Here is a 20991-nt window from a genome sequence, read left to right as displayed (position 1 = left end):
CACGCAAGGCAGGCCTCAACGGGCGGGGCTGAACTATGAAGTCTGAACTAGTCGGTCCGGATCAGGATGATCCGGACCGGGCTGCCAGAGGGGGCAAGCTCAGGCCGGGGCCGGAACTTTTTCGGTTTCGCGGGCCGTCGTCGAATCATCCGCCGGAGCAGCGAACGGCATGTCCATGTGCTCCAGATCGATCAGCGGGTTCTCGTCCTGGGTGGCAACGAGCTCGCGGGCCTCGGCCTGCGTGTCCACGCTGGGCATGGAGCCCGGCAGTGGACGCTGGGCCGATTCCTTCAGGAAGTAGATGGCCACGGCACCGATCAGCGAGGTCCCCATCAGGTAGTAGGCGGGCATCATGTCGTCGCCCGTGGCGCCGATCAGTGCGGCGACGATGAACGGCGTGGTTCCGCCGAAGATGGCCACGGCGAAGTTGTAGGCAATGCCCATGGCCCCGTAGCGGCTGGAGGTGGGGAACTGCGCCGGAAGGGCTGAGGCAAGATTCGCCACGTAGAACGTCACCGGAAAAGCGATGAGCGAGAGCCCGGCCAGCGTGGACCAGATATCGCCGATGCCGATCAGCAGGAACGCGGGGGTCGCGAGCACCACGGTGCTGATGGCGCCGATCCAGAGGACGGGCCGGCGGCCGATCCGGTCGGACAGCTTGCCCGTCAGCGGAATGCAGAGGCTCATGATGACCAGCACCGGGATCGTCAGCAGCGTGCCGTGAACGGGGTCGTACCCCTTGGATTCGGTGAGGTACGTCGGCATGTAGGACGTCAGGGCGTAGCCGGCGGTATTCGCTGCGGCCACCAGGATCATGGCAACGATGAGCGAACGCCAGTAGGCCTTCACGATGCCCACCGGGCCCTTGGCCGCGGCGGCATCCCCGGCCGTGGCGTCCTTGGAAGATTCCTCCTGGGCGTCCAGGGTCGCCTGGAACTGGGGGGATTCCTCGATCTTGTTCCGGAAGTAGATAGCGATCAGGCCCAGCGGGCCTGCAACCAGGAACGGGATCCGCCAGCCCCACTCCTCCATGGTGCTCTGACCCAGCGTCAGCTGCAGCGCGGAGACGAGGGCGGCACCCATGGCGAAGCCGATGTAGCTGCCCATGTCCAGGAAGCTGGCGAAGAAGCCGCGGCGTTTGTCCGGGGCATACTCACTCACGAACGTGGTGGCACCGGCGTATTCGCCGCCGGTGGAGAAGCCCTGGACGAGCTTGAGGACAACCAGGAGCGCTGCTGCCCAGATGCCGATCTGGGCGTAGCCGGGCAGGAGCCCGACGGCGAAGGTGCTGGCCGCCATGATCATCAGCGTGGTCGCGAGAACCTTCTGGCGGCCGATCTTGTCGCCGAGCCAGCCGAAGAGGACACCGCCCAGGGGGCGGGCAATGAAGGTGGCGGCGAAGGTTCCCAGCAGGAACAGGGTCTGCACGGACTTGTCAGCCTCGGGCAGGAACACCGGTCCCATGGTGGTGATCAGGTAGCCGAACACGCCGACGTCGTACCATTCCATGGTGTTACCGACGATGGTGCCGCCGAGGGCTTTCTTGAGCATCGGCTTGTCCACGACGTTTACGTCTGACTCTTTGAGTCGACGGCGAAGTAGCTTTGGTTTTCTCGCACCCTGGGGTGCAACTTGGTTGGTTCCGCTGGCGTTCAAAACGCCTGCTGAAGAGTCGGTCATGCTTCGGTCTGTGGGCATTTGGGCAACTCCTATGGAGGTCATTTGCTTGCGACTTGTAGCTGCCCCGCTCTGGGCAGGCTATCAATTTTACGCGATTTCCATGGATTTTCCGAGTTCGGTGCAGTATGATCCACTGTTTCCGTCCCCTGCAGGGCCGATCGGCGGAATTTTTTTCCCCGGTTTCACCGCGCCATTGCTGGGAAGCGGTGGCGTGCGCGGGGCCGCAGCGAAACTTTCTGCAGCGACGGCGTCCGGAGCCGGGTTCTGCCCGGAATCGGCGCCTTCCGGGCCGGCCGGGACGCGCCGGCGAGGACGCCTTGGCACCCGAAAAAAGGGGTATCCAGGGTGTCCGGAATGCGCTTAGGGTTGAATCCAGCGGAGTGCAGATGAGAAGCCACACTGAGGAGAGCAGCCCATGACCGGCAAAGACACCGAAAAAAGCAACAAGACCACACCCGAATCCGGTGCGGATGCCAAGCCGGCGGAGGAGGGGAAGGGCATCAAATCCCGCCTGACCGATGCTCAAAAGGAAATGCTGGCCAGCAAGTCGCGCGGCGGAGCCGGTTCACAAAGCGTCGGCCACAGCCACAAGCCCACGCACGTCAGCGGAAAGCAGGGCCCGGCGGAAAAGAAGGTCCGCTGGTAGCCGCTACAGACAACTCATCCGTGCCGACCTACCATGGATGAACACTTCATTTCACCGCGGTAGTGCACATGGTGAATGTGCCCAGACGTTAGCGTGCACAGCGGTTAATTTGCGCAGCGGAAAGGAAGAGCAATGGCGGAACATCACCACGGAAAAGAGATCGAACCGGAGGTAGCGAGCCATTTGGCGGAGTCCATCGCTGATGCTCCTGGCCCCGAACCGGTGCACCGCGTCCCACCGCCCGCGTCCGAGGGGCACGAGTGGCCGGACGGCAGCGGCAAGCATCGCCATCCCAAGGAACACGAACTGAAGCTGGGCAGGGCGGGCCAGGAGGCCGCGGTGAACGCGGTCCACCGGATCACCCCGCCGGACACGCCGCACTCCTCCTGAACGGCCGCCGTTCCGGCTCTTGAGGAGCGTCCGGCGTCGCTGACCGCAGCCGGCATTCGGAGCCCATCGGCCGCGCGCACGCCGCCGATCTCTTTCGCGAAGAAGAGGTTGGCGACGTCGCGGGGCGGTCAGAATGATCTGCATACCTCCGTGCAGAGGCTCCAAAGACGTGGAGTGGTCATGACTGGCACATCCGGAAAACCGCGCAAGATCATCCTGGACTGCGATCCCGGCCACGATGACGCCGTCGCCCTCCTTCTGGCGCATGGCAACGCGAACATCGAACTGCTGGCGGTCACCACGGTCGTCGGCAACCAGACGCTGGAGAAGGTGACCCGGAACGCCTTGGCCGTGGGTACCATCGCCGGCATCACCGGCGTTCCGTTCGCCGCCGGCTGCAGCCGCCCCCTGGTGCGCACCATCGAAACGGCGCCGGACATCCACGGTGATTCCGGCATGGACGGGCCCGCCCTGCCGGAGTCCACCATCGAGCTGGACCCGCGCCACGCCGTCGACCTCATCACTGAAACGATCATGGCCCACGAGCCTGGCGCGGTGACGCTGGTCCCCACGGCCGGACTGACCAACATCGCCATGGCGGCCCGCAAGGAACCGCGCATCGTAGAGCGCGTGCAGGAAGTTGTCCTGATGGGCGGCGGCTACCACGTGGGCAACTGGAGCGCCGTGGCCGAGTTCAACAAGATCGACCCGAGGCCGCGCACATCGTCTTCAACGAGAAGTGGCCCGTGGTCATGGTGGGCCTGGACCTGACCCACCAGGCGCTCGCCACCCCCGAGGTGGTGGCGCAGATCGAGGCCGTGGGCACCAAGCCGGCCAAGTTTGTGATGGAACTGATGGAGTTCTTCACCAAGACCTACAAGGACGCCCAGGGCTTCGACTACCCGCCGGTGCACGATCCCTGCGCCGTGGCCTACGTCATTGACCCCAGCGTCATGACCACCCGCAAGGTGCCGGTGGACATCGAGCTCACCGGCACGCTCACCCTCGGCATGACCGTGGCCGATTTCCGCACCGAACCGCCGGCGGAGTGCCACACCTGGGTGGCCGTGGACCTGGACCATGCGAAGTTCTGGAACCTTGTGACGGACGCCCTCGTGCGCATCGGCGAGGTTGACCTGTGAGCACGCCCTTGGACGACACCAAGTCCGGCACCAAGTCCGGCACCGCCAATATTGTCGCACTGATGACGGCCCTGCTGGCCGCCTGCGTGGCGTTCCAGCTCAACGCCTCCATGCTCAGCCCCGCCCTGGTCACCATGGGCAGGGAGCTGCACACGGACCAGGCCGTCATTGGGCTGTCCCAGACCTCCTTCTTCACCGCAGCGGCGCTGTTCTCGCTGTTCCTGCCGCGCCTGAGCGACATCGTGGGCCGCAAGAAGATCCTGGTCATCATGATGGTCCTGATGGGCGTGGGCTCGGTGATTTCCGCCCTGGCGCCGGATATCGCCTGGCTCTTTGTGGGCCGCATCGTCCAGGGCGTCAGCGGCCCCACCGTGCCGCTCTGCCTGATCATGCTGCACTCGGCCGTCAGCGAGCCCAAGAAGTACGGCGTGCTGATGGGCCTCATCACCGCCGTCAACGGCGGCATCGCCGGCGTCGATTCCTTTGTGGGCGGATACTTTGCCGAGCACTACGGCTTCCGCAGCATCTTTTGGCTGATGGCGGCCCTGGCCGTCGTCGCCACGGGCCTGATTGTCTGGCTGGCCGGCGAAAGCAGGCCGGGCGAGGGCACCAGAATGGACTGGGCCGGCGTGTTCTTCATCGTGGTGGCCGTGGGCGCCCTGCTGACGGCGCTCAACCAGGCCGCCTTCCTGCTGGCGGGTTTCTCTGCCGGAACGCTGGCCTGGTCCGTGGGCCTGGCCGCCGTCGCCGTCGCCGCCTTTGCGCTGTTCTGGAACACGGAAAAGCGTTCCAAGCACCCCATGGTGGAGGTGGCGCACCTGCGCCAGCGCGCCACCTGGGCCCCGCTGCTGACCACCACGCTGACCATGACCGGCATCTTTGCCGTCATCAACGGCATTGTGCCCGCATTTGTGCAGGCCGCGGACCCCGGATTCGGCATCGGCGCCACGGAGATGTCGCTGCTGATCCTGACCCCGTACGCCCTGCTGGGCTGGGTGTTTGGCCCCATCAGCGGCCGGCTGGCCCCCGTGCTGGGCTACACCCGCGTACTACGCATCGGCCTGATCGGCTCGCTGGTGGCCCTGGCCATCATCGGCTTCCTCGGCCTGCACAGCCTGGGGCTGATGATCACCGGCACCGTGCTGCTGGGCATCATGTACGCCGGCACCGCGAACATCATGCTCAACGGACTGGGCGTGGTGCTCTCGCCCAAAGGCAACCCCGGATTCCTGCCGGGCATGAACGCGGGAGCCTTCAACCTGGGTGCCGGGCTGAGCTTCCTGGTGCTGCCGGCCGTGCTGGTGGCCGCGGGCTCCATGGGCGGCGCGGGCTCCTACCTGGCCACCGTCGTCGTGGCACTGGTGGTCACGGCGCTGGCCCTGGGCGCCTCGCTGCTGATACCCAAGCCGGTTGAGGCCGAGGTTGCGCACTGACCATGGAGGCACCCACCAACACCCCAAACGCCGGCCGCATTGTGGTGGTGGGCTCGCTGAACGCGGACCTGACCATCTACACCGAGCGGCTGCCGCTGCCGGGCGAAACCCTGCACGGCAGCGGCTTTGCCGTGAACCCCGGCGGTAAGAGCGCCAACCAGGCCGTGGCCGCGGTCCGGCTGGGCGGCGCCGTCACGCTGATCGGCGCGGTGGGCAAAGACGCGAACGGCGCCATGCTGCTGGACGCCACGGCCGGGGCGGGCGTGGACGTCTCACGCGTCCGGCACACGGCCCAGCCCACCGGCGTCGCGGTGATTTCCGTGGACGCGGCCGGGGAGAACTCGATCATCATCGCGGCCGGCGCCAACGGAACGCTGGCGCCGGCGCACCTGGACCCGGCCGCCTTCGACGGTGCCGCCGTCGTCGGGCTGTGTCTGGAGGTGCCGCTGGCAACGGTGCAGGCGGCCGCACAGGCCGGACACGACGCCGGCGCCCGGGTGCTGCTGAACCTCTCGCCGTATGCGCAGATTCCGCAGGCGCTGGCGCGGCTGACGGATGTGCTGCTGGTCAACGCCCACGAGGCCTCGCAATTCCTGGGCGGCTTCGAGATGCCCGCCCCGGAGGCGCCGGAGGCCGATTGGGAACTCGCCGTGGCGCAGTTTGCCGCGCACTCCCTTGACCAGGTGCTGGTGACGCTGGGCTCGCAGGGATCCGTAGTGCTGGACTCAACCTCCGCCACCCCGGTGGTGCGGATTGCGCCCACCCGGGTGGACGCCGTGGACAGCACCGGCGCCGGCGACGCCTTCACCGGCGGGGTGGCCGCACGCCTTGCCGCCGGCGACTCCCTGGTGGACGCCGCCCGCTACGCCTCGGTGTCCGCGGCCATGGCTGCCACCCGCAAGGGCGCCCAGGCGGCGTACCCCACCGCCGCGGAGGTCAGCGACTTCCGCTAGCTCCCGCAGCTTTCCGGGCGCGTGGGGCACACTGCGGCGGCCGTTCAGGCCTGCATCTGTTCAACCCGGCGTCTGTTCAACCCTGCATCTATTCAACCCTGTTCCACCGCCACGTCCGCCGGTTTCTTGTCCAGCCGCCAGCCGCGCCAGACGGGGTGGCGGAGTTTGCCGCTGCCGGTCCATTCGCCGTAGGTGACTTCTCCGACGAGGGTGGCACTCACCCAGTGGGCGTCCGAGGCGTCAACAGCAGGCACCTCGTCAAAGGGCGAGGTCTTCCGGGGCAGGGCATCCAGCTGCTGCCTCAGCTCCTCAAGTTCCCGCGTGCTGAAGCCGCTGCCCACCCGCCCCACGTACCGGAGTTTCGGCCCCTCCGGGATGCCCAGCAGCAGCGAGCCCACGGATTGGCTGCGCCCGCCCTTCCCCGGACGCCAGCCGCCGACGACTACTTCCTGGGTGCGTTCAAACTTGAGCTTGAGCCAGGACCGGCTGCGCTGGCCGACGTACCGGCCGTCCGTGCGTTTGGCCATCACACCCTCAAGCCCCAGCTCCCGGGCGCTTTCCAGGATGTGGGTGACGTCGCCGTCGATCACCGCGGAGAGCTCCACCGGGCAGCCGGAGGGCCGAAAGAACTTCTCCAACCGGCCGCGGCGCTCCGCCAACGGCAGACGCCGGAGGTCCTCGCCGCCGTCGGACAGCAGATCGAACAGCATCAGCCGCACCGGCGTGGACGGCTGGGCCCTCGCGACGTCGGAGGGTTTGGTCAGCTTCATCCGCCCCTGGAGCAGCCCGAAGTCGGGACGCCCGGACGGCCCGACGGCGATGATCTCGCCGTCGGCGATGAAGTCCCGTTCCGGCCAGCAGGACCTACCGGTAAGCTCGGGGTACGTCGCGGATACGTCGTTGCCATTGCGGCTGATCAGGCGGATCTGCTTCGCGTCCGCCACCACCAGGGACCGCACGCCGTCCCACTTGAGTTCGAACTGCCAGTCCTTGTCCGGCAGGTCCGCCGTGGTTCCCGGGCTCGCCAGCATCGGGGTGAAGTCCGCGGCGGGCTGGGCGGCCCGGGCACCACCTGGCTCCGGTCCCTCCTGCGCCTGCGCTTCCTCCCCCTTTGCCGCTTCCCGCGCCGTGCCGTTTCCGGGGCGGTCCTTCGACGCCGGTGCCGGGTGCGTCTTCGGGCCCAGGGGGTCCATCAGATGGATGAGCCACTGGTCGTCGGCCTGGCCAGTGTGGATGAGGGCGAATCTGCGGGTGCCGCCGAGACCGCCGTCGTCCTGTCCGGTCAGGGTGGCGATGACCTCCTTGCCCGCGATCCACTTCTCGCATTCGTAATACCCGCGGTCCCAGATGCTGACCGTCCCGGCGCCGTACTGGCCTTTGGGGATGGTGCCTTCGAAGTCCGCGTAGTCCATCGGGTGGTCCTCGGTCTGGACGGCGAGGTGGTTCTTCGTCTTGGACGTGGGGACGCCTTTGGGCAGCGCCCAGGACACCAGGACGCCGTCGCGCTCAAGCCGGAAGTCGAAGTGCAGCCGGCTGGCGTGGTGTTCCTGGATGACGAACGTCTCCCGGAGGGTGCCGTCGGTCTCTGCGCGGCGCCGCACCGCGGTGAAGGGCTCCGCTGTGAAGGGCTCCGGGGTGGCCGTCGAGTCCCGCTTCGTGCGGTAGTTCGCCAGCCGGGGATCGGCGTCTCCGGCTCCCTTTCCGCCCGAAACGGCGGCGAAGGGATCCTTGCCGGCCTTCACCCGCGTCATGACCTCCTGGTAATCCAGCTGGTGCAGGGACGGGGAGCTGAGCTCGCGCCAGGTCCGGGGCGCCGCCACCATGGGCCGGAGCCGGCCGCGCAGGGAGTAGGGGACGATGGTGGTCTTTGCGGCACTGTTCTGGCTCCAGTCCACCAGGACCTTGCCGGTGCGGAGCGACTTCTTCATGTCGCTGACCGCCAGCTCCGGATGGTCAGCCTCCAGCGACCGCGCCAGCTCATGGGCGAACTCCGAGATCTGCTCCGAACTCTGCGTCCCGTCGAGGGACGCGTAGACATGGATGCCCTTGCTGCCGCTGGTTACCGGCACCGGGTCCAGGCCGACATCCTGCAGGATGGTCCGGGCCAGCTTGGCGACTTCCGCGCACTCCGCCAGTCCGGCGTCCTCGCCCGGGTCGAGGTCCAATACCAGCCGGTCCGGCGCCATGGCGTTTCCATGCGAGTCCACGCGCCACTGCGGCACGTGGATCTCGAGCGCGGCGGTCTGGGCCAGCCAGGCGAGGGTGGCGGGATCGTTCACCAGCGGGTACTGGTTGGTCCGCTCCTTGTGTTTGATCGAGGCGCGCGGCACCCAGCCCGGCGTCGAATGGTCCAGGTTTTTCTGGAAGAACACTTCGCCGGGCGCCTCGGCGGTTCCCACACCGTGGACCCAGCGCTTCCGGGTGGCGGGCCGGTTGGCTGCCGCCGGGATCAGCACGGGCGCCACGGCCGCGTAGTAGGCCAGGACGTCGGCCTTGGTGGTGCCGGTCTCCGGATACATGACCTTGTCCAGGTTGGTCACCACGAGCTCGCGGCCGTCAACGCGGACACGTTCCCGTCTGCTGGCCGGTGCTCTTTCCGGCATGGGGCTTCACCTCCGTGCAGCTGTGATGTTCACTTGATCCATGAGAGCCATCTGGAAAGGCGCGATAGCGTTCGGGCTGGTCAACGTGCCGGTCAAGGCCTACACGGCCACCGAGGACCACGACATCAGCCTGCATCAGGTCCATAACGCCGACGGCGGCCGGATCCGCTACCAGCGCCGCTGCGAGATCTGCAGCATCATCGTGGACTACGAGGACATCGACAAGGCCTATGAGGACGACGGCCGAACGGTGGTGCTCAGCCGCGAGGAGCTCAAAGCTATCCCCGCCGAGAGCAGCCACGAGATCGACGTCGTGCAGTTCGTCCCGGCCGATCAGCTCGATCCCATCATGTTCGAGAAGAGCTACTACCTGGAGCCCGACTCCAAATCGCCCAAGGCCTACGTGCTGCTGCGCAAGGCGCTTGAGGACACGGACCGGGTGGCGATCGTCCAGTTTGCGCTGCGCGACAAGACCAGGCTGGGGGCGCTGCGGATCCGCGGCGAGGTGCTGATGCTGCAGGCCCTGCTGTGGGCGGACGAAGTGCGCGAGGCCAGCTTCCCGGCGCTGGAGACCTCCATCCGGATTTCCGCCCAGGAGCGGGAGATGTCCGCCGCGCTGGTGGACTCGATGGCCGCCGACTTCGAGCCGGAACAGTTCACTGATGACTACCAGCTGCAGCTGCGCCAGCTCATCGAGGCGAAGCTGGAAAAGGGGGAGTCCCTGGACACCGAGGAAACCTTCGGCGCCCCGGCGGCCGAGGCCGGCAGCGGCGAAGTGATCGACCTGATGGAGGCGCTCAGGCGGAGCCTCGAGAAGAAGCGCGGTGGCGGCCCGGCTGGCGCCGCAGGCAAGGCGGCGGACGAGCCGGTCACGAAGCCGGTCGCCAAGCCGGTCGCCAAGTCCGTCGCCAAGTCCGCGCCGGCCAAGTCCGTCGCCAAGTCGGCGCCGGCCAAGGCCGCGGCCGGGGCGGCTGCCAAGACACCTGCCAAAACGGCTGCCACGGCCACTGCTAAGAGGACCGTGGCGAAAGCCGCTCCCAAGGCCGCCGCAAAGAGCACGCGCAAGGAGGCCTGAGCCCGGCGTGCGGCCCGCGGCCATCGGGATCAGGAGTTCCTGAGCGCGGAAATGAGCTCGCTTTTCTTCTTCGCCGAGTAGCCCGTGAGCCCGATTTCCTTGGCCCGTGCCTTCAGCTGGGGGACCGTCCAGTCCTCGTAATCGCCCGCCTGGCCGCCTTTCCGGCCCACGGCGGAGCGGCCCCTCTTCGCGGCGGCGTTGGAGATGCGGGCGGCCTTCTGCTGCGATGCCCCGTCCTCCAGCAGCGCTTCGTAAAGTTCCGGGTCCTTGATGCTGGGGTTCTCGGTGCCGCGCGGGGCATTCTTCTTCGTGGGCATGGCTACCTCGGCAGCTGGTGTCCGGCGCTGCGGGCAGTGTCGTCTTCCACTTCAACGCTTTCCTGCACGCTTGCCACGGGTTGCCTCCTCCGGACGAGTACTCAATCTGCGGCGCCCCAGGGTGGTAGTGCCGCGAATTCCAAACTATCGGCGCGGGAGTGCTGTGACAAGCACTTACTAAGGTTGCTTACCGACATTTCCGGCGGCGTCATTCGCGCCGCATCGCCGGACGGGCCGGCGGTGACGTGCCCCGCCCAGGGCGTGCGCTAGCCGATATCGCGCAGGCAGCGGTCGTCCGGGTCGATGGCGCGCATGATGCGCCGGCCGATGTCGGTCAGCTGACGTGTTTGTGCCTTGGTGAGGGGGTCGAAGACGAGCGCGCGGACGGTTTCGACATGGCCGGGGGCAGTCTGGACCACCTTGTTCCAACCGTCCGCGGTGAGGGTGGCCAGGGTGATGCGGCCGTCTGAGGGATCGGGGGCACGGCGCACCCAGCCGCGCTTCTCGAGGCGCCCAACAACCTGGGACAGGCGGGGGAGTGCGGATTCGGCGAAGTTGGCCAGCTCGCTCATCCGGAGGGTGCGTTCGGGGGATTCCGAGAGGCCGGCGAGCACCTGGTATTCGAAGTGGCTGAGCCCGGCGTCGCGCTGCAGCTGCGCGTCCAGGGCCGAGGGCAGCCGGATCATCAACCCCGCGAGGGTGAGCCAAGCCTGGCGTTCCTCGCTGTTCAGCCACTGGGGCTCCCCAGAAGATTCCATGGCACAAGCATAGCCCAGACAACTTCACGGTTTAACTTTCGGCGATCCAAAATCACTTGCACCGTGAACTAAGTGCATGTAAGTTTAACTTCAAGATTGAAGTAACCCTCAATGGATTGGAATGACCATGGACATCGCCCTTTGGATCCTCGCCGGCGTGCTCGCCGCTGCTTTCCTGGCCGCCGGCGCCATGAAGCTCGCCCAGCCGCAGGAGAAGCTCGCCGCCTCGGGGATGGGCTGGACGGACGACTTCTCGCCCGGCATGATCAAGACCATCGGCCTCCTGGAGGTCCTGGCCGCGGTAGGCCTGATCCTGCCCGCAGCCCTGGGCGTTCTGCCCGTACTGGTTCCTCTGGCTGCCATCGGTCTCATGGCCATCATGGCCGGCGCGGCGATCACCCACGCACGCCGCAAGGAAACGCCGATGATCGCGGTCAACCTGGTCCTGCTGGTCCTGGCCGCCGTCGTCGCGTGGGGCCGGTTCGGTCCCTACGCCGCCTGACACGCCGGCCCGCAGCCGCCCGCAACCCGGAACAACCGTTAACGCAGGATCCCGGCCACACCGCAACGGTGGTGGCCGGGATCCTGTGTTCGTTAACGGTTGTTCGGGCCCCGCAGAAGCCCTACGGGAGTGCTATTCGGCGTCGTGATCCGTCTCGAGGATCTGCACGAGCCGCTCGAGGGCGGCGTCGGCGCCGTCGCCCTCGGCACGCAGCACCACAACTTCGCCGTGTGATGCACCCAGGCTCATCAGCGACAGGATGCTGGCTGCGTCCATGGCTTCGTCTTCCGGTTCGCCCAGCCGGGCGATGGTGATTTCGAGATCGAACTCGCCTGCAGCCTCGGCAAAGATGGCAGCCGGGCGGGCGTGCAGCCCTACGCGGCTGCCAATGGTGGCGTTACGTTCGGTCATTTCTGCTCCTTGAATATCAAAAAAGGAAGGTCAGCCGGGAAATTCAGCTGGGGAAAAGTCGTCTTGGACCGGGTCAGACGGTTACGGGAACCGGTTCCACCGTATCAATCGTCTTCTTGACTGCCCAGCGCTTGAGGCCGATCACGGCCAGCGCAGTGACGACGGTGCCGGCCAGGATGGCGACGACGAACATCAGGAAGTTGTCGATGGCGAAGAAGACGAAGATGCCGCCGTGCGGGGCCTTCGACCCCACCCCGGCCGCCATCGAGATGGCCCCTGTCACGGCGCCGCCGAGCATGCTGGCCGGGATGACGCGCAGCGGATCCGCAGCGGCGAAGGGGATGGCGCCTTCGGAGATGAAGGAGGCACCCAGCAGCCAGGCAGCCTTGCCGTTTTCCTGTTCCGCCAGGCTGAAGAGCTTCCTGTTCAGCACCGTCGAGGCGAGTGCCATGGCCAGCGGCGGGACCATTCCCGCGGCCATCACGGCTGCCATGATCTGCCACGGCGCCTGGTTGGTCATGGTCGCTGCGCCGAGGCCGGCGACGGCGAAGGAGTAGGCAACCTTGTTGACGGGTCCGCCGAGGTCGAAGCACATCATCAGGCCCAGGATCACGCCGAGGGCGATGGCGCTGGCCCCGGTGAGGCCTGACAGCCAGCTGTTGAGCCCAACCGTGATCGCCGTGATGGGTCCACCCAGGATCACGAACATCAGGCCGGACGCCACGAGGGACGCAAGCAGCGGGATGATCACCACCGGCATCAGTCCGCGCAGCCAGCGGGCGACCTGGATCTGGCCGATAACGTGCGCGATGTAACCGGCGAGCAGGCCGCCGACGATGCCGCCGAGGAAGCCAGCACCCATGAATCCGGCCACCGCACCGGCCACGAAGCCGGGGGCGATGCCCGGGCGGTCGGCGATCGCGTAGGCGATGTAACCGGCCAATGCCGGCACGAGGAAACCGAGCGAGAGGGCGCCGATCTTGAACAGCACCGCGCCGAGGTAGGCGCCGAGCGGGCCCCAGGCATTGTCCGGGAACTGGGTGGGCAGGTTGAAGATGCTGTTTTCCACCACGATGGTGTCCGCGAACTTGGTGATCAGGTAGCCGCCCATCAGGAAACCGAGGGCGATCAGCAGACCGCCGCCGGCCACGAAGGGGATCATGTAGCTGACACCGGTGAGCAGGGCCTTCTTGAGCTTTTGGCCGATGTGCTCGCCCTTTTCCTGGGCCTCGTGCTCGGCCTGCTCCTCGGCACCGAAGTGCGGCACCCGGCGGGCGTTCGGGTTGTCCGCCGCCGCGAGGGCTTCTTGGACCATTTTGCCCGGCTCGTCGATGCCGCGTTTCACCGGGGCGTTGATGACCGGCATGCCGGCGAAGCGTTCCTTGCCGCGGACGTCGACGTCGACGGCGAAGATGACGGCGTCGGCGGCGGCAATCACCGCCGGGTCCAGCGCTTTGGCGCCCGAGGAACCCTGGGTCTCGACCTGCAGGTCCACGCCGGCTTCTTTGGCCGCGGCCACGAGCGAATCGGCCGCCATGTAGGTGTGCGCGATGCCGGTGGGGCACGCCGTGACGGCAACGAGGCGCCTCGGCCCCCGGACGCCAGTCTCCCCGGCAGCGCCGGCAGCCGCGGCGGCGGCGGGTGCTGCCGCTTCGGCGGGAGCCGCGGCGGCGTGGGGTGCGGGCTTGTCCGCCAGCGCGCCCTCGACCAGCTCCACGACTTCCGCCGGTGAGCCGGCTGCGCGCAAGGCCGCGGTGAAGTCCTTCTTGATCAGGGAGCGGGCCAGCTTGGACAGGAGCTTGAGGTGCTCCTGGTCCGCGCCTTCGGGTGCCGCGATGAAGAAGACCAGGTCCGCGGGGCCGTCCTTGGCGCCGAAGTCGACCGGCTGGGAGAGCCGTGCCATGGCCAGGGTGGGCTCGGTGACCGCCGTCGAGCGGCAGTGCGGGATCGCGATGCCGCCGGGGACACCGGTGGCGGTCTTCTGTTCCCGGGCGAAGGCGTCGGCGAAGAGGCCTTCCACCTCGGTGGCGCGTCCGTTGGCTGCAACCTTGCCGGCCAGGTGCCGGATGACGTCCTCGGGCGAATTGCCCAGGTTCTGGTCGAGCTCGACCAGGTCGGTGGTAATGAGCTGAGTCACTTTCGATCCTTCCGGAGGGCCGTGATGGTTACGGCATCGGGGGTGGTTTGGTGGACTGCCGGGACTGTGGAGCCCGGCAGGGAGGCGGCGGCGGCACCATGGGCCACCGCCTGTCGGAGGCAATCGGCCGGGGCGGCGCCCTCGCTGGAGGCGAGCAGGTAGCCGGCCAGCGAGGAATCGCCTGCGCCGACGGTGCTGACAGCCTTGACCGGCGGATGCGTGGCGAGCCACGCGCCGTCGGCCGTCACCAGCACCGCACCCTTGGAGCCGAGGGTCGCCAGCACGGCGCCCACACCGGAACGCACGACGGCGGCGGCGGCGTCAGCGGCAGCCTCCGGGTCCGCTTCGAGTTCCTCGGCGGTCTTGTGGGTGGCGAACCCGGCTGCGGCAGCCAGTTCCGCCAGTTCCTCGGCATTGGGTTTCAACAGGTCCGGTTTCCCCGCGGCGTCGCCGGAAATTGCGGCGGCGAGCGGTTCGCCGGAGGAGTCGACGGCGATGCGCGGCGCATCGGTCCCGTCATGGATGGACCGCAGCCGCCGGGTGACGGTGGCGTAGAAATCGGCGGGCACTCCTGGTGGGAGCGAGCCGGCCAAAACCACCCAGCTGGCGCCGCGGGAGTGGTCCAGGAGCAGCCCGATCAGCGCCTCCTGCTGGTCCTCACTCAGCACCGGGCCGGGCTCGTTGATTTTCGTCGTGACGCCGCCGGGCTCGGTCAGCGCCACGTTGCTGCGCAGCGGCTCTCCGATCGGGAGGGCCGCGAAGGGCACGTCGCCGTCGCGCAGCCCGGCGAGGACAGGATCGGCCTCGGACCCGGGCAGTACGGCGAGGGTCTTCAGCCCGGACGCGACCAGGGCGCGGGAGACGTTCACTCCCTTGCCGCCGGATTCCTGCCGGACGGAGATGGCCCGCTGGACCTCCCCTCGGAGCAGGGGGCCCGGCAGGGCGACGGTGCGGTCCAGGCTCGGGTTGGCGGTCAGGGTGACGATCACGCGACCACCACCTCCACGCCGGCATCGGCAAGCGCGGCGGCCAGGGCCCGGCCTGGTTTCGTGTCAGTGATCAAGGTGTCCAGATCTTTCAGCGAGGCGAACTGGACAAGCGTTTCCGCGTCCAGCTTGGAGGAATCAGCCAGCACCACAATGCGGCCCGCTGATTGGACGAAGGCAGCCTTGACGGCGGCTTCCTCCGGATCGGGGGTGCTCAGCCCGAAGGCTGCGTGGATGCCGTTGGTCCCGATGAAGGCGATGTCCGGCCGGATCCGGCGTGCCGCTTCCACCGTGGACTGGCCGACGGCGGCCTGGGTGAGTCCGCGGATCCTCCCGCCGAGCAGGTGGAGGGCGATGCCGGGTTCCCCGGACAGCTTCACTGCGATGGGCAGTGCGTGGGTGATGACGACAAGCTCCGTGTGGGAACCCTGGGCGGCGCCGGCTGCTGCGCGTGCGGCCAGCAGCTCCGCGAGGGCCTCCGTGCTGGAACCGGCGTCGATCAGGACGCTGCCGGAGTGGTCCTGGGGGATCAGCGCCAGGGCGGCCTCTGCGATGCGGGTCTTTTCCGGCTGCCGCAGGACGGTCCGCTCCAGGATGCTTTCCTCGGTGGTGCTGAAGCGGTCCGGGGAAACAGCGCCGCCATGGACCCGGCGCACGCTGCCGGCTGCTTCAAGGGCGGCAAGGTCCCGGCGGATGGTCTCGGTGGTGATGCTGAAGCGCTCGGCAAGGCCCGTGACGCTGGCCCGGCCGCTGGCGGAGACGAGCCCCGCAATCAGCTGTTGGCGTTCTTCGGCGAACACTGGCCCTCCCTTGCGTCAGTAGTGCGGATGCTCGTTGCAGGTCCTCCGGCCGCTTCCGTGATAGCCATCACATGAAGTGGAATTGATTGACTTTATCTTTGATCGTGTTGCTTTGTCAATGGAAAACAACATGAACACAGATATTGCCTTGTGCCTACCGGGGGACATGTCCAGCGCTGGCTCCGAAAACTGGGCATGCGGCTCCTGGGGCTGCCGCCTCCCGTGGGACATGTCCAGTCGTCGCGGCGTGCAGTGGGCATTTTGGGACCATGTCCAGCGGCGGTCCCGGGCGCGGGGCATGTGCACTGGGCGTGCTGCGTCAGATTCGGCCGGTGCCAGGTTGTAGCCGTAGGTGCAGGTCGACCTCGCCCGCGGCAAGCAGCACGAGGCTTCGTCCGGCTCGTGCTCTTTCACGATGACCTGCACGTGAGGATGACTGGCGGTGAGCTCGGTGACGATCGGCAGAAGGCTCTTACGAATCGCGGTGATGAAGCCGGCGACGCCGACGGGGCAGTCGTGAGCCCCATCGGACGCCGCGCAGGTTCTCCAGGCAGCGTCTGTACACTTCGATGTCCCACTCTGAGTCTGGGACGCTGCGGATCTTCCCTGCCGGGATCCATGCCCAGCGGGCGTGGAAGTCGGGCGCACAGGCTGGCTCCATGGCCTAACGATGATGGAGGTCACACGTGTCGGTACCGTGGTATCATCCGTTCACGGCCTTCCGCCCTCCGGGATCCTGGATTCCGGGAGAGGCGGGCCGGTTCCGGGCTCAGCCGGAACGGGGAACAAAGGAATAGCCCATGTCTATGGACCCGTCGTCCTTGCCAGCATGCTCCGAAAGCCAACCTCCCGCAGACCCGGCACCCGGCGGCCCTTGCCGCAGTGACACTTCGGGGATACGCCGCCAGGCCTCGGCCATTATCGACACAGTGCTCACAGACCCCGCGCCGGAACAAACCCATGTCAGGGATCAGCTTCGCGAACACGTTGCTGCCCATCCCGGGCACCCGGAAACAGCACTGACCGAACACCTGATTTCCCTCAGGTCCCAGACCAGGCTCCCCGCTGGCGCCTCGAAGGTGGTACCCCCGGCCGCCGGGTCCGCCATTCAGCTGCAGGCCGGAACTCCGGCTCCGGCAGCGGCGGAGCGCGCCTCGCGGATCGAGGCGGTCCTGAAAGGCAGGATGCTGCTGACCGCTTTTCAGCCGATCTACGAACTCTCCACCGGCTCCGTTGTCGGCGTCGAAGCGTTCACACGGTTCGTCACCGACGGGAGCGAAAACGCGGGCTACTGGTTCGCGGAAGCCGCCGAGGCGCAGCTGGGAAGCGAACTTGAATTCACGTCCTTGGAGTCCGCCCTCGCCGCCGCGCAGCACCTCCCGACCCACCTGTACGTGGCGCTGAAACTTTCCCCGACCACCTGCTTGGACCCCCTGCTGCCGGGCTTGCTTGAGGAATCCATGCTGGCCCTTGACCGCATGGTCCTTGAACTCACCGAAGCCCTGACCGCGGAGCAGGCCGCCGCCCTGGTCGCCGCGCTGGCACCCCTGCGGCAGCGCGGAGTCCGGCTCGCGATCGACCACGCCGGCTCGTACTTCGACTCGATCCGCCACATCAGACAGCTCCAACCCGACATCATCAAACTGGACCGCAACCTCATCGCCGGAATCGATACGGACACCCTCCGCCATGCCTTCGGTGAGGCCATGGTCGGCTTCGCCGAGCAGCTCGGAGCAGCGCTCATCGCCCAAGGGATCGAAACCAATGACGAACTGGCAGCTGTCGCCGCTCTCGGCGTGACAGCCGTGCAAGGCTACTTCCTCGGGCGGCCCACCACGCGCCCCCAGGACTGGGCCCACTGGAACCTGCCGGCTCCTTCAAAGACGGGATCGGTCATTTCTCCCCCAATAGCTTCGATTTGGTTTTGACCACGGTTATACAGCCGGGGCCCCACGAGTAAACCACCACTTTGCTGCCGGCCGGGATCACTTCCGCCGCCCGCATCGGGATTTCCGCCGGGGGCAGGTGGACGGCCCCCGGAACGTGCCCGTGATCCCAGGACTCCCGGCGCCTGGTGTCGACGAGCACAAAGCCCTGGACGCGGAGCCCCTCGGCAACATCCATGACATCGATCTCGAATCGGAGTTTGGCGCGGAAATACTCGGCAGCGGCGTTCATTCGAACAACCTACCCGACGGCGACGGACTTGATACCCGAGGAGTCGACCCGGCTGTTGGCGCGTATCGTGGCACTGGCACGGCATCGCATGGCTCTGAACGGCGACGCATTTCCACGGCAAGTCCGCCCAGCGGGTGAGGAGACCCTGAATGACTGCAAATTTCGATGAATCGTTCTGGGCTTGGTACTCCTGTAGGTGTCCCTACCCGACATGTAACCGGCCAGTAACTTGTCGGGGGACTATCTCACTAACGGTGTATCCTGCGCGTCATCTGCTCCACCAACGCCATCGAATCACTGAACGCCAGGTACCGGCGCGCCGTCAAGGCCCGGGGCTATTTTCCCGGCCGAGCAGGCTGCGCTAAAGCGCCTCTATCTGGTCACCCGATCCCTCGATGCGACCGGTGCCGGCAGGACCCGATGGACAATGCGCTAGAAGCCCGCTTTGAACGCCTTCGCCATAACTTCAGCGACCGATTCCCGACCGCTGAAAACTACTAAACAATCCGCCGGGGTACACCGTTGATGGGATGGTCCCCACCCCCCAAGCCCCCGGTATTGATCTGTGCCGCAGTCAGTTCCGGTGAGAGGGAGGTCTTGCCGTGCAGGCGATGTCGACGCCATGGTCGGTGCAGTACTTGGCCATCGCGACGAGATTGTGTTCCAGTGCGGATTCTTTCAGCACCATGACTGGGGAGAATACCTCTCCGGGGGCGAGCACGGGGGTCCCCCCCGGGGATCGGGCTGCGCCCGTCCCCGGGGCGGACTTGTAGTACGGGTGCGCACCCGGGGACGGTTGGGTCCAGAGGCGATCAGACATCGAGGACGCGGTGCAGGAATTGCTTGGTCCGGTCGTTGCGGGGGTTGCCGAACACTTCCTCCGGGGTTCCCTGCTCGGCGATGACGCCCTGGTCCATGAAGACGACACGGTCGGCGGTCTGGCGGGCGAAGCCCATTTCGTGGGTGACCACGACCATGGTCATTCCTTCACTGGCGAGGTTGCGCATCACGCCGGTGACTTCGCCCACGAGTTCAGGGTCCAGCGCGGAGGTGGCCTCGTCGAAGAACATGATGGCCGGCTCCACGGCGAGGGCGCGGGCGATGGCCACGCGTTGCTGCTGTCCACCTGAGAGTTGGGAGGGATAGTTGCCCGCGCGTTCCGTCAGCCCGACGTGCTCCAGTGCTGCCATCGCTTTGGCTTTGGCGTCCGCGGCGGACATCTTCCGTGCCTTGACCAGGGCAAGGGTGACGTTGCCCAGGGCTGTCAGGTGTGGAAAGAGGTTGAACTGCTGAAAGACCATACCGACATGGCCGCGTATTTCCTTGGCCCGGCGCGGATCGTGCAGCGGGACGGAGTTGACCCAGACTTCCCCTCCGTCGGAGGTTTCAAGACCGCTCATGATTCGAAGTACCGTGCTCTTGCCCGAGCCTGACGCTCCGATCAGGGTCAGGACTTCGCCTTCATTGACGTGCAGGTCGATCCCCTTAAGGACCTGTGCCGGACCGAAGGACTTGGTGACGGCTGAGAGTTTGATAACCGGGGTGACGGCGGAGAGTTTGATAACCGGGCTGGTCCCGGCGTTTTGGTTTGTCATGCCGCTTGGCTCCTTTTGGACAGGCCGCTCACCCAGCGTGAGAGCGGATAACAGATGATGAAGTACATGAGGGCGATCACCAGGTAGACGATGACGGGCTGGCCTATTCTGTCGACCACGGACTGGCCCTGGCGGACGAGCTCTGCCAGTCCGATGACGAAGGCAATCGAGGTGTCTTTGATCAGCGCAATGTACTGCCCGACCAGGGGGGGAAGGGATATGCGGCGGGTCTGGGGCAGGACCACCGAGAGGAAGGTCTGGCTCGTCGACAGCCCCAGAATCCTGGAGGCCTCCCATTGGCCCTTGGGAACGGCTTCGATGCCGCCGCGGATGATTTCGGCGATGTAGGCGCCCTGGTAGATGCTGATGCCGACCACGGAGGCGGCGAAGATGTTCATGTCGTAGCCGGCGTACGCGGCGCCAAAATAGACGAAGAACAAGGTGATCGGCAGCGGGGATCCGCGCAGGAACTCAATATAGAGGCGGGCGATCTGGGAGAGCACCGGCAGCCGGGACGTTCGCAGGGTTGCGGCCACCAGGCCAAGGAGCGTGCCGCCGGCGATGGCCGCCAGCGACAGTGCCAGCGTCACACCCAGTCCTTGCACGAGGAGCGGCAGGCTCGGGATCAGGAGCGAGAGGTTCATGTGGCCATTTCTTTCTTCCGGGCCGAGGCCGCCCGCCGGGCCACCAGCCGTGCACCCAGGTTTGCCTTGGGTAGTACTAGGGCCGGCTTAAACGCGACCCGTCCGATGAGCGCTCCGATGAAGGACAGTCCGTTGCTGAGGACCAAATACAGCACCAGTGCCATGCCGAAGACCGGCAGGAAGATCAGTGTCCGCGAGTTGATGGTCAACGCTGTACCGGTCAGTTCCGGAAGGGCGATGGCCGAAAGCAGGGATGTGCCCAGCAGGATCTGGATCAGGTTGTTGATCACAGCAGGGTAGACGTTGCGCAGGGCCTGGGGCAGGACCACCCTGGTGAAGATCGTGTGCTGGTTCAGCCCCAGGATGCCGGCGGCTTCGATCTGTCCGGTCGGGACCGAGGAGATGCCGGCCCTGAACACCTCGGCAAGATAGGCGCCGACGTTGACGCCCAAGGCGATTATTCCGGCGGCGAAGGCTGTGAGGTTGATACCCATGGCCGGGATGGCGAAGTAGGCGACGAAGATCTGCAGAAGGACCGGGGTGTTACGGATCGCTTCGACATAGAATCCGGCCACGAGGCGCAGAACGGCCCTGTGGGAGTCCCTCCCGAGCGCGGCCGCGATGGCCAGAACCACCGCGAGGGCGAAGGCGAGCAGTGTGATTTCGAGGGTGAGCAGTGCCGCCTGCAGGAATTCCTCCAGGTAGCTGAAGACGGTTAGCCATTGGTACACGGGGTACCTC

At 66.7% G+C, this 20991-nt stretch carries 19 protein-coding genes and 2 pseudogenes; 9 read left to right on the top strand and 12 right to left on the bottom strand.

Features of this window, described 5'->3' with window-relative positions:
- Positions 1-99: 99 nt before the first annotated feature.
- Positions 100-1698 (bottom strand): MFS transporter, encoded by a 1599-nt coding sequence (locus ABIB26_RS17070; protein WP_354245675.1) that lies wholly within the window; start codon positions 1696-1698, stop codon positions 100-102.
- Between the two features lie 397 nt (positions 1699-2095).
- Here ABIB26_RS17070 and ABIB26_RS17065 point away from each other — a divergent pair, with 397 nt between their 5' ends.
- The 5 genes and pseudogenes from ABIB26_RS17065 (at position 2096) to ABIB26_RS17045 (ending at position 6244) form a co-directional block, all read left to right on the top strand.
- Positions 2096-2326 (top strand): hypothetical protein, encoded by a 231-nt coding sequence (locus ABIB26_RS17065; RefSeq protein WP_354245673.1) that lies wholly within the window; start codon positions 2096-2098, stop codon positions 2324-2326.
- Between the two features lie 132 nt (positions 2327-2458).
- The gene (locus ABIB26_RS17060) at positions 2459-2716 is read left to right on the top strand and encodes a hypothetical protein (RefSeq protein ID WP_354245670.1); all 258 of its coding nucleotides are present in this window, start codon (positions 2459-2461) and stop codon (positions 2714-2716) included.
- A 180-nt stretch (positions 2717-2896) separates the two neighbouring features.
- Positions 2897-3858 (top strand): annotated as a pseudogene (gene uriH, locus ABIB26_RS17055) (uridine-preferring nucleoside hydrolase UriH).
- On the top strand, positions 3855-5291 hold the full coding sequence (gene uriT / locus ABIB26_RS17050) for a uridine transporter UriT (protein WP_502913695.1): 1437 nt from the start codon (positions 3855-3857) through the stop codon (positions 5289-5291). Before uriH ends, uriT begins: the two are co-directional and overlap by 4 nt.
- A 2-nt stretch (positions 5292-5293) precedes the next feature.
- The gene (locus tag ABIB26_RS17045; protein ID WP_354245667.1) at positions 5294-6244 is read left to right on the top strand and encodes a ribokinase; all 951 of its coding nucleotides are present in this window, start codon (positions 5294-5296) and stop codon (positions 6242-6244) included.
- A 92-nt stretch (positions 6245-6336) separates the two neighbouring features.
- Here the strand turns inward: ABIB26_RS17045 and ABIB26_RS17040 are convergent, their stop codons facing one another.
- Positions 6337-8847 (bottom strand): ATP-dependent DNA ligase, encoded by a 2511-nt coding sequence (locus tag ABIB26_RS17040; RefSeq protein ID WP_354245664.1) that lies wholly within the window; start codon positions 8845-8847, stop codon positions 6337-6339.
- A gap of 40 nt (positions 8848-8887) precedes the next feature.
- On the opposite strand from ABIB26_RS17040, the gene ku reads away from it, so the two are divergent.
- Entirely contained in the window at positions 8888-9922 is a 1035-nt protein-coding gene (gene ku, locus ABIB26_RS17035; protein WP_354245662.1) for a non-homologous end joining protein Ku, read from the top strand.
- A 29-nt stretch (positions 9923-9951) separates the two neighbouring features.
- On the opposite strand, the gene ABIB26_RS17030 is transcribed toward ku, so the two are convergent.
- Positions 9952-10239: a DUF7218 family protein gene (locus tag ABIB26_RS17030; RefSeq protein ID WP_354245660.1), complete on the bottom strand. Its 288-nt coding sequence runs from the start codon at positions 10237-10239 to the stop codon at positions 9952-9954.
- Between the two features lie 266 nt (positions 10240-10505).
- Positions 10506-10997, bottom strand: coding sequence for a MarR family winged helix-turn-helix transcriptional regulator (locus ABIB26_RS17025; protein ID WP_354245657.1), 492 nt, complete (start codon positions 10995-10997; stop codon positions 10506-10508).
- A gap of 127 nt (positions 10998-11124) precedes the next feature.
- Between ABIB26_RS17025 and ABIB26_RS17020 the strand changes: the two genes are divergently transcribed.
- The gene (locus ABIB26_RS17020) at positions 11125-11499 is read left to right on the top strand and encodes a DoxX family protein (RefSeq protein ID WP_354245654.1); all 375 of its coding nucleotides are present in this window, start codon (positions 11125-11127) and stop codon (positions 11497-11499) included.
- Positions 11500-11631: 132 nt separating this feature from the next.
- On the opposite strand, the gene ABIB26_RS17015 is transcribed toward ABIB26_RS17020, so the two are convergent.
- The 4 genes from ABIB26_RS17015 to ABIB26_RS17000 form a co-directional block, all read right to left on the bottom strand.
- Complete coding sequence (locus ABIB26_RS17015; protein WP_354245651.1) at positions 11632-11910, bottom strand: HPr family phosphocarrier protein; 279 nt, start codon at positions 11908-11910, stop codon at positions 11632-11634.
- A gap of 73 nt (positions 11911-11983) precedes the next feature.
- Positions 11984-14047, bottom strand: a complete 2064-nt coding sequence (locus ABIB26_RS17010) for a PTS fructose transporter subunit IIABC (protein ID WP_354245648.1) — start codon at positions 14045-14047, stop codon at positions 11984-11986.
- Complete coding sequence (locus ABIB26_RS17005; RefSeq protein ID WP_354245645.1) at positions 14044-15036, bottom strand: 1-phosphofructokinase family hexose kinase; 993 nt, start codon at positions 15034-15036, stop codon at positions 14044-14046. The genes ABIB26_RS17010 and ABIB26_RS17005 overlap by 4 nt, the downstream gene beginning before the upstream one ends.
- Positions 15033-15833 carry a DeoR/GlpR family DNA-binding transcription regulator gene (locus ABIB26_RS17000; RefSeq protein ID WP_354245642.1) on the bottom strand — a complete coding sequence of 267 codons (801 nt, stop codon included), beginning with the start codon at positions 15831-15833 and terminating at the stop codon, positions 15033-15035. Before ABIB26_RS17000 ends, ABIB26_RS17005 begins: the two co-directional genes overlap by 4 nt.
- Before the next feature lie 929 nt (positions 15834-16762).
- On the opposite strand from ABIB26_RS17000, the gene ABIB26_RS16995 reads away from it, so the two are divergent.
- Complete coding sequence (locus ABIB26_RS16995) at positions 16763-17761, top strand: EAL domain-containing protein (protein ID WP_354245640.1); 999 nt, start codon at positions 16763-16765, stop codon at positions 17759-17761.
- On the opposite strand, the gene ABIB26_RS16990 is transcribed toward ABIB26_RS16995, so the two are convergent.
- Positions 17727-18011 (bottom strand): rhodanese-like domain-containing protein, encoded by a 285-nt coding sequence (locus ABIB26_RS16990; RefSeq protein WP_354245638.1) that lies wholly within the window; start codon positions 18009-18011, stop codon positions 17727-17729. The two genes, ABIB26_RS16995 and ABIB26_RS16990, sit on opposite strands and share 35 nt — an antisense overlap.
- Positions 18012-18269: 258 nt before the next feature.
- Here ABIB26_RS16990 and ABIB26_RS16985 point away from each other — a divergent pair.
- Positions 18270-18512 (top strand): annotated as a pseudogene (locus ABIB26_RS16985) (transposase); the annotation flags it as partial.
- A 311-nt stretch (positions 18513-18823) separates the two neighbouring features.
- On the opposite strand, the gene ABIB26_RS16980 reads toward ABIB26_RS16985, so the two are convergent.
- Genes ABIB26_RS16980 through ABIB26_RS16970 form a run of 3 tightly spaced genes read right to left on the bottom strand, consistent with a single transcriptional unit; the run spans position 18824 to position 20981 of the window.
- Positions 18824-19606 (bottom strand): amino acid ABC transporter ATP-binding protein, encoded by a 783-nt coding sequence (locus ABIB26_RS16980; protein WP_354245636.1) that lies wholly within the window; start codon positions 19604-19606, stop codon positions 18824-18826.
- Positions 19603-20250 (bottom strand): amino acid ABC transporter permease, encoded by a 648-nt coding sequence (locus ABIB26_RS16975; protein ID WP_354245633.1) that lies wholly within the window; start codon positions 20248-20250, stop codon positions 19603-19605. Before ABIB26_RS16975 ends, ABIB26_RS16980 begins: the two co-directional genes overlap by 4 nt.
- Complete coding sequence (locus ABIB26_RS16970; RefSeq protein WP_354245631.1) at positions 20247-20981, bottom strand: amino acid ABC transporter permease; 735 nt, start codon at positions 20979-20981, stop codon at positions 20247-20249. The genes ABIB26_RS16975 and ABIB26_RS16970 overlap by 4 nt, the downstream gene beginning before the upstream one ends.
- Between the last annotated feature and the right edge of the window lie 10 nt (positions 20982-20991).

The organism is Arthrobacter sp. UYEF20, from assembly GCF_040546335.1.
In the GTDB taxonomy this organism is placed as follows: Bacteria; Actinomycetota; Actinomycetes; order Actinomycetales; family Micrococcaceae; genus Arthrobacter.
The sequence above is the reverse complement of the archived record's forward strand: the minus strand, read 5'-3'. Positions and strand labels throughout refer to the sequence as shown.

Coding starts and splice junctions, on each gene's coding strand:
- ABIB26_RS17045 (WP_354245667.1), top strand. CDS start 5,294: ATGGAGGCACCCACCAACACCCCAAACGCCGGCCGCATTGTGGTGGTG.
- ABIB26_RS17015 (WP_354245651.1), bottom strand. CDS start 11,910: ATGACCGAACGTAACGCCACCATTGGCAGCCGCGTAGGGCTGCACGCC.
- ABIB26_RS17065 (WP_354245673.1), top strand. CDS start 2,096: ATGACCGGCAAAGACACCGAAAAAAGCAACAAGACCACACCCGAATCC.
- ABIB26_RS17070 (WP_354245675.1), bottom strand. CDS start 1,698: ATGCCCACAGACCGAAGCATGACCGACTCTTCAGCAGGCGTTTTGAAC.
- ABIB26_RS16980 (WP_354245636.1), bottom strand. CDS start 19,606: ATGACAAACCAAAACGCCGGGACCAGCCCGGTTATCAAACTCTCCGCC.
- ABIB26_RS16975 (WP_354245633.1), bottom strand. CDS start 20,250: ATGAACCTCTCGCTCCTGATCCCGAGCCTGCCGCTCCTCGTGCAAGGA.
- ABIB26_RS17020 (WP_354245654.1), top strand. CDS start 11,125: ATGGACATCGCCCTTTGGATCCTCGCCGGCGTGCTCGCCGCTGCTTTC.
- ABIB26_RS17060 (WP_354245670.1), top strand. CDS start 2,459: ATGGCGGAACATCACCACGGAAAAGAGATCGAACCGGAGGTAGCGAGC.
- ABIB26_RS17030 (WP_354245660.1), bottom strand. CDS start 10,239: ATGCCCACGAAGAAGAATGCCCCGCGCGGCACCGAGAACCCCAGCATC.
- ABIB26_RS17025 (WP_354245657.1), bottom strand. CDS start 10,997: ATGGAATCTTCTGGGGAGCCCCAGTGGCTGAACAGCGAGGAACGCCAG.
- ku (WP_354245662.1), top strand. CDS start 8,888: ATGAGAGCCATCTGGAAAGGCGCGATAGCGTTCGGGCTGGTCAACGTG.
- ABIB26_RS16990 (WP_354245638.1), bottom strand. CDS start 18,011: ATGAACGCCGCTGCCGAGTATTTCCGCGCCAAACTCCGATTCGAGATC.
- ABIB26_RS17040 (WP_354245664.1), bottom strand. CDS start 8,847: ATGCCGGAAAGAGCACCGGCCAGCAGACGGGAACGTGTCCGCGTTGAC.